This is a genomic window from Janthinobacterium sp. GW821-FHT03C08, assembly GCF_059420905.1.
On the sequence record NZ_JBWKUP010000004.1, the window covers coordinates 316,492 to 329,761 of the forward strand.

Sequence of the window (13,270 nt, forward strand, 5' to 3'; positions counted from 1 at the left end):
AAGTCCGGTGCAGGCGTTCTCGCTTGGCGGGGCCGTCAAGCCCGTGTTACTTGAGCTGCTCCAGCAGGAAGGTGTAGGTCAGCGCCCACATCAGCGCCTGCTGGTCGTTGTTGGCGGCGCCCGCATGGCCGCCTTCCGTGTTTTCCCAGTACAGCACGTCGTGGCCCTGCTCTTCCATCTTCGCCACCATCTTGCGCGCATGGCCAGGGTGCACCCGGTCGTCGCGCGTCGAGGTGGTCAACAGCACGCGCGGATATTTCTTGTCCTTGAAGACGTTCTGGTAGGGCGAGTACTTGCTGATGTAGGCCCATTGTTCCGGCACGTCCGGGTCGCCGTATTCGCCCATCCACGAGGCGCCCGCCAGCAGCTTGTTATAGCGGCGCATGTCGAGCAGCGGCACCTGGCTGACGACGGCGTTGAACAGGTCGGGACGCTGCACCAGCACGGCACCCGTCAGCAGGCCGCCATTGCTGCCGCCCATGATGCCCAGGTGGCGCGGGCTGGTGACTTTGCGCTTGATCAAGTCCTGTGCCACGGAGATGAAGTCGTCATACGCGCGCTGGCGGTTTTCCTTCAGCGCCGCCTGGTGCCAGCGGGGGCCGAATTCGCCGCCGCCGCGGATATTCGCCAGCACGTACACGCCGCCTTTTTCCAGCCAGGCCACGCCCGTGGTGCCGCTGTAGCTTGGCTTGAGCGACACTTCAAAGCCGCCATAGCCGTACAGCACGGTCGGGTTGCTGCCGTCGAACTTGGTCTTCTTGTTCATGATGGCGAAATACGGCACTTTCGTGCCATCCTTCGACGTCGATTCGAACTGCTCCACCTTGTATGGCGCCGCATCGTAGAAGGCGGGCAGGGACTTGATTTTCGTGCGCTTGTCGCTTTGCGCCGTGCCCAGGTACAGGGTGGTGGGGTTGAGGAAATCGGTTACGGTGAGGAAGTACTGGTCCGATTCCACCGGGTCGAGCGCGCTGGTGGCCAGGGTGCCCAGCTTCGGCGCATCGACGCTGCGGCGCAGCCACTTGCCGTCCACGTGGCGCAGTTCCGTGAGGCGGTTCTTGACCTTGTCCAGGGTGGTCACGAGGATGGCCGATTTCGTCGGCGTGACGTTGTCCAACGACGACGTGGCCGTCGGCGCGAACAGCACTTCCAGGTCCTGCTTGCCCTGCATGAAGGCCTTGAAGTCGGTGGCCAGCAGGGCGCCCTGCGGATAGGTCTTGCCGTTGACTTTCCAGTCCGAGCGCAGGGTGATGATCAGCTGGTCGCGCACGGTAAATGCCGTGGCATCGTCCGGCTTCGGTACCTTGGTCAGCGTGGCGCCGTCGCGCAGGAACATTTCGCCGCTGTAGAAATCGATCTGGCGCTCGATGAACTGGTGTTCGTAGCCCGGCGTGAAATCCTTGTAGGCGGCCGCGCTCAGGTCGTCGGCCTTGGCCTCGTACACGGTTTGCGCCTGCGGCAGGGGCGTGCCGCGCTGCCACTGCTTGATGATGCGCGGGTAGCCCGAGCTGGTCATCGAGCCGGGGCCGAAATCGGTGGAGACGAAGAGGGTATCCTGGTCGATCCAGCCGGCGCTGCCCTTCGCTTCCGGCAGGGTGAAGCCGCCATCGACGAAGGCGCGTTTGGCCACGTCGTACTCGCGCACCACCTTGGCGTCGCCGCCGCCGCGCGACAGGGAAATGAGGCAGCGTTCGCCCTTCGGATACAGGCAGGTGGCGCCGCCCCAGACCCAGTTTTCATTCTCGCCGGCGGCCAGCTGGTCGAGGTCGATCACGGTTTCCCAGCTTGGCTCGGCCAGCTGGTACTGCGCCAGGGTGGTGCGGCGCCAGATGCCGCGCACGTGCTGGGCATCGCGCCAGAAGTTGTAGTAATACGCGCCTTCCTTGCTCACGTAGGGAATGCGCTCCTTGGAATTGAGGATGGTTTTCAGGCGCGCCTGCAGGGCGGGGAAGCCGGGCTGGCTTTCCAGTTCCTTGACGGTGACGGCATTGTGCTGCCTGACCCAGGCCAGCGGCTTGTCGCCGAGGACTTCTTCCAGCCACAGGTGGGGATCGGTATTGGCGGCGGCAGGGGCGGGAGCTTGCGCATGGGCAATGCCCGCTGCGGCTAGGCCCAGCAGCATGCTGCCGGCGAAGGTGCGATATGACGACATAAGGTTCCTTGATGGGACGGATGGAGGCCGTGTTGCGGGCAAAACGGCGCAGACATGGTGCCACGGATTGCTGTGGGGAACCAGTGCAACCTTGATATCAATGTCGTCGTGGCATGCATTTCCTATAATATTTGCTGCTGGACGGCCAGGCCGTATTTTCTGCGGCGCCGGGCGGCGCCTGGCTTCCCGCTTGCCGCACCGTCCCGGGGGCAGGCGCGCGCCAGCCCGGCACCGGCAGCCTGCCGGGCACCGGTCGCGGCGGGCTGCCGCCGCCGTGCTTAATTGCCCAGGACGATCTGCGCGATCACGCCCGTGGCCACGGCCATCAGCACGTAGTCGCCGTCCACCTGTACCCACTGGTGGCCACGCGGCGGGGCACTGAGGTGGCGGCCGCGCCAGTCGCTGACGTAGTGCTGCTTGTTGCGGTATTCGCCGGGCACGCGATTGCCCTTGTGCAAGTCATGGCGCGGCCCCGCGCCGCGGTTGCTGGCGTGGCTGTCGCCATGCTCCGGGCGCGCATCGGCATGGCCGCGGCCGTTGTCGTCATGCTGCCTGCCGTTGTCAGTGTGATCGCGCGCGGCATCCCCGCGCTGGCCTTGCTGTTGTGGTCCGCGCTCATTCTGCTCATGGCGATCCTGGGCCGACGCCGACGCGCCACATGCCATCAGGGCCGCGACCAGGGCGGAAACGACGATATTCTTGTTCATCAGAGACTCCTCTTTCAATGTGGGCCGACACGAATGACCGGACCATGACTGATGAGAACACGCTTGCCGCCTTCCCGTCCGTTCGCTGGCGTACGGATGAGGCCCCGATGCCGCCTGGCGCCATGCGCTCAGGCGCCGGGACCTTGCGTCACCCACACGGGCGCCGACCAGACGATGTTGCCATCGTCTTGCGTCAACCTTGTGTAATAGAAATGCAGGCCGGGCGCGGGAGTCAGCGTCACGCTGGCCTGGTCGGACACTTGCGTGACGGAACCGTTGCCGCCCGGCACGCCGTGGAAGATGGCGACGGCCGCCGCCTGGCGTCCCGCGCTGTTGCTGAAGTGGGTGGACAGCTGCAGCGGTCCCCGGTTCTCGAAGCGTTCGCCCATCAGCCTGCCATTTGCCATGAACAGCAGCTGTGCATGCTTGTCCATGGTGGCGAACACGCGGCGCGCGCGCAGCGCTTCAAAGAGTTGCTCGCGCGAAAGTGGTGCATTCGCTGCATCGGCGATCACCAGCACCGCCGTGCGGTTGCCGTAGGCCGTTCCCCAGTTGGCGCAGTGGTTGTCCTGGTTGCTGCTGAAGGCCAGGTGGTAGCCGGCCGCCAGGGCGCGGTTGCACGCCGCCTCGTAATTGCTGCGCCGCGTCTCCGTTTCCTCGTCATTCGCGGAAAACGCGGACGTGTTCATCACTTCGCACAGCACCATGGCCGCGTCGCCATCGGTCGTATAGCCCAGCGGCTGGCCGTTGACGAGGAACTGGCCCGCCGAAGCCGGGTGGTTGAACTGGCCCAGCCAGCCCCGTTCGCGCATCAGCGCGTACAGGCCCGCGTAGTCGCCCTTCGGCGTGTCGATGTCGGCCAGCAGTTCGCCGCGCCCGTTCCTTTCCCAGCCCAGCAGCTGGTCGCTGTTGAAGATGTTCAGGTGGCCGCCCTTGCTGATGACGCCCCATTCCATGCCGTACAGGGCCAGGAAGCCCGGGTGTGCCGCCGTGTAGGCGGCCGATTCGGCCAGGCCAGTCTGGTACAGGGCCTTCGCCTCGGCAGGGGTGGCCTGTGCATTCGTGCCGTCGGCGCCGTCATACATGTGGTTGTGCTCGGACGTCAGCAGGGCGTCGAGGCCATGGCCCTGCGCATATACGTAGGCATCGATGGGACCGAAGGACCCCGTTTGCGGTTCCTGCGCGCCATGGCAGGCGTCCAGCGGGGCGCCGCCGTCGCTGTGGCGTGTCTGGCTGTGCAGGTTGGCGTAGACGATGCGGTAGGCGGGATGGCCGTCGAGGCCGGACAGTTGCCGCAGGCCGGCCTGGAAGGGCGGCACCCTGGGCGCCGTGCTGGCGCCCCGCTGCACCTGGATTTGCCATTGCTGCTCCACCTGCGCTTCCTGCGGCGTGCCCGCGTCCGCCACGGCCACGAGGCGCAGCTGGTACAAGCCATCGGCGACCAGTGCCCGCCGTTCGCGCGCATCGGCATCGGCCCGTCCATCCCAGGGCAGGGCCAGGCTCACCGTGCCCGCGCCGACGTTTTCCTTGCCGGACCACTGGCGCTGCAGCGCCCCTTGCGGGCCGGGGCCGGATAGGGTCAGGCGCCAGCGCACCGGGTGGGGGATGCTGCCATCGCTGCCCGCGGTGCCCACCGTCCCCACGCCTGCCGCCGTGCCGGCCGCGTCCGGCATGCCGGCGGGATAGGCGAGGCGCACGACAAAGGTGCGCGTCTGCGTGCGCGACGCGCCGGGCGCGGCGCGGAACGGCGCCAGCACGGTGGCGTCGAGTTCGCTGTGTTCCCTCGGTGGGGCGGCCCGGTCTTGCGCCGCAGCACTATGACTCCAGGCGAGCAAGAGCGCCCCCACGCATGCCCACGCCACCGCGCGCGCGACGCCGCGCCGCAGCTGCCTTTGTCCGACCATGGCCGCCTCCGCTTCATGAGTCCGATAGCGTTTAGACAAGCACTGCCACGTTCGGGTTCCTGTGCGCACCAAGAAGAGGCGCGCCTGCACCGCAATTGGCCATGATCTGGCGCAAACCATGTGCGGATAGCGGCGCGTGCCCGTGCAGGGCGCTGGCACGGCGCTTGCTAAACAGAAGGGACGGATCAACGGCGATCCCCGGAATACACGCACAACGGTCCAACGACGGACCACCTGGACAACGGCGTCCGCTCTGGCTGATCTTGCATCGGCGGGGGCGGGCGCCGTTTTGTTTGATCAACGGGATACTTCGGGAGCCATCATGGCCAGCCAAAAAGCAACGCGCATTGCGCTCTTCTCCTTCGCCACGCCGCCCATGCGCGCATTCCACCTGACGTGGATGGCATTTTTCGTGTGTTTCTTCGCCTGGTTCGCCTGCGCCCCGCTGATGCCCGTCATCAAGGGCGAGTTCGGCCTGTCCCTGGCGCAAGTGGCGAACATCAATATCGCGGCCGTCGCCATCACCATCCTCGTGCGCCTGATCGTCGGCCCCTTGTGCGACCGCTACGGCCCCCGCAAGACGTACACGGGCTTGCTGCTGCTGGGCGCCATTCCCGTGCTGGGCGTGGCCGCCTCGCAAAGCTATGAAAGCTTCCTCTTCTTCCGCCTGGGCATTGGCGCCGTGGGCGCCAGCTTTGTCATCACGCAATATCACACGTCCGTGATGTTCGCTCCGCGTGTCGTTGGCACGGCAAACGCGGCCGCCGCCGGCTGGGGCAATGCAGGCGGCGGCGCGGCGCAGGCGCTGATGCCCTTGCTGCTGGGTGCCGTAGTGATGCTGGGCGTGTCCGAGTCGCTGGGCTGGCGCGTGGCGCTGCTGGTGCCTGGCGTGCTGATGCTGGTGATGGCGGCCCTCTACTGGCGCTATACGCAGGATTGCCCTGAAGGCAATTACTCGGACTTGCGCGCAGCTGGCGTGGCCATTGAGGGTAATAAAAAGGGCGGCTGGGACAGCTTCAAGGCCGCCAGCAGCAATTACCGCGTGTGGCTGCTGTTCGTTACCTACGGCGCCTGCTTCGGCATCGAGATATTCATCCACAACATCGCCGCCGTGTACTACGTCGACCATTTCGGCCTGTCGTTGAAATCGGCGGGCCTGGCCGCCGGCAGCTTCGGCTTGCTGGCCCTGTTCGCCCGTGCTTTGGGCGGCTGGCTGTCCGACAAACTGGCCCTGCGCGGCAACCTGAACAGCCGCGTGACCCTGCTGTTCATGCTGATGATAGGCGAAGGCGTGGGCTTGCTGTGGTTTGCCAAGGTCGACAGCGTCACCTGGGCCGTCATCGCCATGCTGGTCTTCGGCCTGTTCACCCACATGGCTTGCGGCGCCACCTATGCGCTGGTGCCCTTCATCGACAGCAAGGCTCTCGGCGGCGTGGCCGGCATCATCGGCGCGGGCGGCAACGTGGGCGCCGTGGCGGCCGGCTTCCTGATGAAGGGCACGGGCGACATCCGCCAGACCCTGATCATCCTCAGCGCGCTGGTGGTGATCTCGGCCCTGTGCGCCATTGGCGCCCGGTTTACGGGCCTGGCGGCCGAACCAAGCATGGCCGCGGCCTGAGGAGAGCGCAATGCACCACCCACTGAAGATCGTCGTCCTTGGCCATGGCATGGTCGGGCATAAATTCCTCGAACGCCTGGCCCTGGAAAACGCGCCGCACCTGCACGTCACCGTCTTGTGCGAGGAGCCGCGCCCCGCCTACGACCGCGTGCACCTGTCCGAATTTTTCAGCGGCAAGTCGGCCGAGGACCTCTCCTTGGTGACGCCCGGCTTCTTCGACAAGGACAACGTCGTGTTGAAACTCAATGCGCGCGCCGTCTCCATCGACCGCGCGGCGAAGACCGTCACGGCCAGCACGGGCGAAGTCTTGATCTACGACAAACTCGTGTTCGCCACCGGCTCCGCGCCGTTCGTGCCGCCGCTGCCGGGCAAGGAGCGCGATGGTTGCTTCGTCTACCGCACCATCGAAGACCTGGAAGCCATGCTGGCCTGGGGCGCCAGGTCCCGCACGGGCGTGGTGATCGGCGGCGGGCTGCTGGGCCTCGAATGCGCGAAGGCCTTGCGCGACCTGAAGCTCGACACCCACGTGGTGGAATTCGCGCCGCGCCTGATGGCCGTGCAGGTGGACGAGGGCGGCGCGCGCGTCCTGCGCCGCAAGATCGAGGAACTGGGTGTGACCGTGCACACGCAAAAGAACACGCTGGCCATCGTTGGCGGCGAAACGGCCACGCACCGCATGCAGTTCGCCGACGGCAGCCACCTGGAAGCGGACATGATCGTCTTCTCGGCCGGCATCCGCCCCCGCGACGAACTGGCGCGCGCCTGCGGCCTGGACGTGGGGCCGCGCGGCGGCATCGCCATCGACGACCGCTGCGTCACCTCCGACCCGGACATTTACGCCATCGGCGAATGCGCGCTGTGGGGCGGCCTGGTGTTCGGCCTGGTGGCGCCCGGCTACGAGATGGCGCGCATCGCTGCCCGCCACCTGTTGCAGGAGGAAGAAGGAGGAGCGGGCGAAGCCTCGTTCAAGGGCGCCGACATGAGCACCAAGCTCAAACTGATGGGCGTGGACGTGGCCAGCCTGGGCGACCCGCACGGCCATGCGCCGGGCAGCCGCTCCTACCAGTTCATGGACGAGCGCAAGCAGATCTACAAGAAGATCGTCGTCTCCGACTGCGGCAGGTACCTGCTGGGCGGCGTGATGGTGGGCGACGCCAGCGAATACGGCACGCTCTTGCAGATGATGCTGAACAAGATCGAGCTGCCGGCATCGCCGGAATTCCTCATCCTGCCGCAGGCGGACGGCCAGCAAAAGGCCGGACTGGGCGTGGACGCCTTGCCCGAGGCGGCGCAAATCTGCTCGTGCAACGACGTGTCGAAAGGAGCGCTGTGCGCGGCCGTCGCCGGGGGCGCGACCACCATCGGCGCCCTCAAAAGTGCTACGTGCGCGGGGACGGCTTGCGGCGGCTGCGTGCCCCTGGTGACGCAGATCATGAAGGCGGAAATGCAGAAGCAGGGCATGATGGTGAACAACCACGTGTGCGAACACTTTGCGTACTCGCGCCAGGAATTGCATCACCTGGTCCGCGTGGGCAAGATCCGCAGCTTCGGCGCGCTCCTGGCCGCGCACGGCCGGGGTCTCGGCTGCGACGTGTGCAAGCCCGTGGCGGCGAATATCCTCGCTTCGTGCTGGAATGATTTCGTGCTGTCGCCCGTCCACGCCAGCCTGCAGGATAGCAATGATTACTTTCTTGGCAATATCCAGAAGGATGGCACGTATTCCGTCGTGCCCCGCATGCCGGGCGGCGAAGTGACGGCCGACGGCTTGATCGCCGTGGGCATGGTGGCGAAAAAATACGGTCTCTATACGAAGATCACGGGCGGCCAGCGCGTCGACCTGTTCGGCGCCCGCGTGGAGCAGTTGCCGGCCATCTGGGAAGAGCTGATCGCGGCCGGCTTCGAATCGGGCCACGCCTACGGCAAATCCTTGCGCACGGTCAAATCCTGCGTCGGCTCCACCTGGTGCCGCTACGGCGTGGCCGACAGCGTGGGTTTCGCCATTCAACTGGAAAACCGCTACAAGGGCTTGCGCACGCCGCACAAGATCAAGTTCGGCGTGTCCGGCTGCACGCGCGAATGCGCCGAGGCGCAGGGCAAGGACATCGGCCTGATCGCCACGGAAAAGGGCTGGAATCTGTACGTGTGCGGCAATGGCGGCATGAAGCCGCGCCATGCGGAATTGCTGGCGGCCGATCTCGATGAAGCCACCCTGGTGCGCTATGTGGACCGCTTCCTGATGTTCTACGTGCGCACGGCCGACCGCCTGCAGCGCACCAGCGTGTGGCGCGACAACCTGGAAGGGGGCCTCGATTACCTCAAGCGCGTCATCCTCGACGACAGCCTGGGCCTGGGCGCCGAGCTGGAAGCGGACATGCAGCACGTGGTCGACACCTATGCCTGCGAGTGGCAGGAAGCCGTGTCCAACCCCGCCGTGCGCCAGCGCTTCCGCCATTTCGTCAACAGCGAAAAAAACGATGAAAACGTGGTGTTCGTGGCAGAGCGTGGCCAGATCCGGCCCGCCACGCCCCTTGAACGCCGCAGCACCGTGATCCCCATCCTTGCCGTGGAGGCGTGAGCCATGAATGCGATGAATGAATTGAACAGCGCCAGCGCCGACAACTGGGTAGCGATCTGCCCCTTGACGGACATCGTGCCCGACACGGGCGTGTGCGCGCTGCTGGGGGGCCGCCACGTGGCCGTGTTCCGCGTCGGCGATGCCGCGCCGCGCGTGTACGCCATCGACAATGTCGACCCGAACGCGGGCGCTTCCGTGCTCTCGCGCGGCCTGGTGGGCAGCATCGGCGAACGCGTCGTGGTGGCGTCGCCCATCTACAAGCAGCATTTCGACCTGGCCAGCGGCGAGTGCATCGAAGCGCCCGAACATTCCGTCGCCGCCTGGCCGGCGCGCGTGTTTGGCGGCATGGTATGGGTGGCCATATGAACAGCGCCGCACGGCCGTCTTTGGTCGTGGTCGGCAACGGCATGGCCGGCATGCGCACGGTCGAGGAATTGCTGAAAATGGCCCCGGACCTGTACGACATCACCGTCTTCGGCGCCGAGCCGCACGGCAATTACAACCGCATTTTGCTGTCGCCCCTGCTGGCCGGCGACAAGACGGTGGCCGACATCATGCTGCACACGCGCGACTGGTATGCGCACAACGGCATCACCCTGCACGCGGGCGACCCCGTGGTGCGCATCGACCGCCAGGCGCGCACGGTGCAGGCGCTGTCCGGCATCGAGGTGCGCTATGACCGCCTGCTGCTGGCCACCGGTTCCACCCCGTTCATCGTGCCCGTGCCGGGCCATGAACTGCCGGGCGTGATCGGTTTTCGCGACATCGACGACGTCGACACCATGCTGCGGGCGGCGCGCCAGCACCGCCACGCGGTCGTCATCGGCGGCGGCTTGCTGGGGCTGGAAGCGGCCAACGGCCTGCAGCGCCAGGGCATGGACGTCACCGTGGTGCACATGGGCGGCGCGCTGATGAACCAGCAGCTCGACGCACCCGCATCGATGCTGCTGAAATCGGCGCTGGAAGCGCGCGGCCTGCGGTTTTTGATGCAGGCGCAAACGGCGGAAATCCTCGGCACCGACCGCGTGCAGGGAGTCCGCTTTGCCGATGGCACGTCGATCCCCGCCGACCTGGTGGTGATGACGGCCGGCGTGCGCCCCAACATTGCGCTGGCGCAAGCGGCCGGCCTGCACTGCGAACGGGCCATCGTCGTCGACGACTGCCTGCAAAGCTACGATCCGCGCGTGTACGCCGTGGGCGAATGCGTGCAGCACCGGCGCGCCACCTTCGGCCTGGTGGCGCCCATCTGGGAACAGGCGCGCGTGTGCGGCGCCCACCTGGCCGGCGCCGGGCATCGGCGCTACGTGCAGCAAGCCAGCGCCACCAAACTGAAAGTGACGGGCATCGACCTGTATTCGGCCGGCGACATCCTCGGCGGCGAAGGCAGCGAAGACCTGGTGCTGCGCGACCCGCGCCGCGGCATCTACAAGCGCCTCGTGGTGCAGGGCAGCCGCCTGGCCGGCGCCGTGCTGTATGGCGACGTGCAGGACGGCCCCTGGTATTTCGACCTGATCCAGCAGCGGCGCGACATCGGCGCGCTGCGCTCCCACCTTTTGTTTGGCCAGGCCCTGCGCGGCCAGGCCGCCTGACCGCGACCGACAGGATACTTTCATGACCAGCTGTACGCCCGTGAAAACCACTTGCCCGTACTGCGGCGTCGGCTGCGGCGTGGAAGCAACACGCCTGCCCGACGGCGCCATCCGCATCGCCGGCGACGCCAGCCACCCGGCCAACCTGGGCCGCCTGTGCGTGAAAGGCTCGGCCCTGGGCGACACCCTGGGCCTGGAGAACCGTCTGCTGCAGCCGCAGGTGCGCGTCGATGGCGTGCTGCAGCGCGCTTCCTGGGACGTCGCGCTGGACAAGGTGGCGGGCGGCCTGCGCGCCATCATAGCCGAGCACGGGCCCGACGCCGTGGCCCTGTATGTCTCGGGCCAGCTGCTGACGGAAGATTATTATGTGGCCAACAAATTCATGAAGGGCTACGTGGGCAGCGCGAATATCGACACCAATTCGCGCCTGTGCATGTCCTCGGCCGTGGCGGGCCACAAGCGGGCGTTCGGCGAGGACATCGTGCCCGGCTGCTATGCAGACCTGGAGCTGGCCGACATGGTGGTGCTGGTCGGCGCGAACACGGCCTGGTGCCACCCGATTTTGTTCCAGCGCATCGCCCGCATCAAGGAAACCCGGCCGGAGATGAAGCTGGTGGTGATCGACCCGCGCCGCACGGCTACCTGCGAGCTGGCCGACCTGCATTTGCCCGTGAAACCGGGCACGGACGTGTGGCTGTTCAACGGCTTGCTGTGCCATTTGGCGAAGGAGGGCGTAATCGCCGACGCTTTCGTCACGCAGCACAGCCGTGGCCTCGACGAAGCGCTGGCCGCCGCGCACCTGGACTGCGGCGACCCGCTGCAGGTGGCGAAAGTGTGCAAGGTCGACCCGCAGGCCCTGCTGGCGTTTTATCAGGCGTTTGCCGCCACGCGCAAGGTCGTCACGGCGTTTTCCCAGGGCGTGAACCAGTCGTCCTCCGGCACGGACAAGGTCAACAGCATCATCAACTGCCACCTGGCGACGGGGCGCATCGGCCAGCCCGGCATGGGGCCGTTTTCGCTGACGGGCCAGCCGAACGCCATGGGCGGACGCGAAGTGGGCGGCCTGGCCAACATGCTGGCGGCGCACCTGGAACTGGACAATCCGCTGCACCGCGACACCGTGCAAACCTTCTGGGACTCGCCGCGCATGGCGAACAAGCCGGGCCTGAAGGCCGTGGACCTGTTCCACGCGATCGAAGCGGGCAAGGTCAAGGCCGTGTGGATCATCGCCACCAATCCCCTGGTCAGCATGCCGGACGCCGACCAGGTGCGCCGCGCGCTCAATGCATGCGAACTGGTGGTGGTGTCCGACATCAGCGCGCAGTCGGACACGAACGTCCATGCCGATGTGCTGCTGCCCGCGCTGGGTTGGGGCGAGAAGGATGGCACGGTGACGAACTCGGAACGGCGCATCTCGCGCCAGCGCGCGTTCCTGCCGGCGCCGGGCGAGGCGCGCGCCGACTGGGACGTGCTGTGCGACGTGGCGCGGCGCATGGGGTATGACGGCTTCGATTTCGCGGCGCCGCAGGCCATTTTTGCCGAACACGCACGGCTGTCGACCTTCCGCAACGGGGCGGAAACGGCGCGCCTGTTCAACCTGGCGGGCCTGGACAACCTGGATGCAGCGCAATACGATGGCCTGGCGCCGCAGCAGTGGCCGCAGGGCCGGGCGCGCCTGTTCGGCGACGGCCGTTTCGCCCATGCGGACGGGCGCGCCCGCTTCGTGCCGACGCCGCCGCGCGCGCCGCGCAACGCGCCCGATGAAGACTATCCGCTGATCCTCAACACGGGGCGGGTGCGCGACCAGTGGCATACCATGACGCGCACGGGCAAGGCGGCGAAACTGTCGGGCCATGTCGCCGAGGCGTTCATCGATATCCACCCGCAGGATGCGCTGCTGTACGGCGTGCGCGAGGGCGAACTGGCGCGCGTCTCCAGCGCCTGGGGCGCCATGGTGGCGCGGGTGGTGCATGGCGGCGGCATCGCGCGCGGCCAGGTCTTCGTGCCGATACACTGGAGCGACGCGAATGCGTCCGATGCGCGCGTGGGCGCCGTCGTCAACCCCGTCGTCGATCCCGTCTCGGGCGAGCCGGAATTCAAGCACACGCCCGTGCGCATCGAGCAGTTCCGCGTGCACTGGCATGCGTTTGTGCTGAGCCGCACGCCCTTGCCCCTCGATGGCGTGGCGCACTGGACGCGCATCCAGGGCGAGCAATTCCTGCGCTACGAACTGGCGGGCCGCCAGCGCATCGCCGACCTGGGCGCCTGGGCGCGCACGCTGCTGGGCGTGGCGGACGAGAATGCCGACTGGCTCGATTACGCGGACGCCAGCGCCGGCGTGTACCGCGCCGTGCACCTGGACGAGGGGCGCATCGCGCAATGCGTGTATGTCTCGCCGCGGCCCGACCTGCCGTCGCGCGCCTGGCTGGCCAGCCTGTTTGCGCATGCGCAGATGGATGCGCTTGATCGCGCCGGCGTGCTGCTGGGCCAGCCCATCGGCAAGGGCGTGGACGCGGGGCCCATCGTGTGCTCGTGCTTTGGCGTGGGGCGCAACACCATTTGCGCGGCCATCGCCGGGCAAAAACTGGAGACGACGGCGCAGGTGACGGCCTGCGTCAAGGCGGGCGGCAATTGCGGCTCCTGCGTGCCCGAGATACGACAGTTGCTGCTGGAGGCGCGCAGCGCAGCCTGATAATCTGTCCTTTCCCGCACGGCTTTGTTATAT

The 13,270-nt window shown here is 66.9% G+C and carries 8 protein-coding genes; 5 read left to right on the forward strand and 3 right to left on the reverse strand.

What is annotated here, in order from left to right; all coding sequences use genetic code 11:
- Nucleotides 1–46: 46 nt before the first annotated feature.
- The 3 genes from AC07VL_RS07710 to AC07VL_RS07720 all read right to left on the reverse strand — a co-directional run bounded on the left by AC07VL_RS07710 (nt 47) and on the right by AC07VL_RS07720 (nt 4,763).
- Nucleotides 47–2,152 carry a prolyl oligopeptidase family serine peptidase gene (locus AC07VL_RS07710; RefSeq protein ID WP_494805311.1) on the reverse strand — a complete coding sequence of 702 codons (2,106 nt, stop codon included), beginning with the start codon at nt 2,150–2,152 and terminating at the stop codon, nt 47–49.
- A gap of 278 nt (nt 2,153–2,430) precedes the next feature.
- Nucleotides 2,431–2,859 carry an RcnB family protein gene (locus AC07VL_RS07715; protein ID WP_494805312.1) on the reverse strand — a complete coding sequence of 143 codons (429 nt, stop codon included), beginning with the start codon at nt 2,857–2,859 and terminating at the stop codon, nt 2,431–2,433.
- A gap of 128 nt (nt 2,860–2,987) precedes the next feature.
- On the reverse strand, nt 2,988–4,763 hold the full coding sequence (locus AC07VL_RS07720) for a CehA/McbA family metallohydrolase (RefSeq protein WP_494805313.1): 1,776 nt from the start codon (nt 4,761–4,763) through the stop codon (nt 2,988–2,990).
- Nucleotides 4,764–5,085: 322 nt separating this feature from the next.
- Here AC07VL_RS07720 and AC07VL_RS07725 point away from each other — a divergent pair, with 322 nt between their 5' ends.
- From AC07VL_RS07725 to AC07VL_RS07745, 5 genes are read left to right on the forward strand one after another with little or no spacing between them, the layout of a single operon-like run.
- A complete protein-coding gene (locus AC07VL_RS07725) occupies nt 5,086–6,381 on the forward strand; it encodes an MFS transporter (protein ID WP_494805314.1) in 1,296 nt (431 codons plus the stop codon).
- A gap of 10 nt (nt 6,382–6,391) precedes the next feature.
- Nucleotides 6,392–8,956 (forward strand): nitrite reductase large subunit NirB, encoded by a 2,565-nt coding sequence (gene nirB, locus AC07VL_RS07730; protein ID WP_494805315.1) that lies wholly within the window; start codon nt 6,392–6,394, stop codon nt 8,954–8,956.
- A gap of 3 nt (nt 8,957–8,959) precedes the next feature.
- Nucleotides 8,960–9,322 (forward strand): nitrite reductase small subunit NirD, encoded by a 363-nt coding sequence (gene nirD / locus AC07VL_RS07735; RefSeq protein WP_409028308.1) that lies wholly within the window; start codon nt 8,960–8,962, stop codon nt 9,320–9,322.
- A complete protein-coding gene (locus AC07VL_RS07740; RefSeq protein WP_494805316.1) occupies nt 9,319–10,545 on the forward strand; it encodes an NAD(P)/FAD-dependent oxidoreductase in 1,227 nt (408 codons plus the stop codon). The genes nirD and AC07VL_RS07740 overlap by 4 nt, the downstream gene beginning before the upstream one ends.
- Before the next feature lie 22 nt (nt 10,546–10,567).
- Entirely contained in the window at nt 10,568–13,237 is a 2,670-nt protein-coding gene (locus tag AC07VL_RS07745; RefSeq protein WP_494805317.1) for a molybdopterin-dependent oxidoreductase, read from the forward strand.
- The last annotated feature ends 33 nt before the right edge of the window (nt 13,238–13,270 follow it).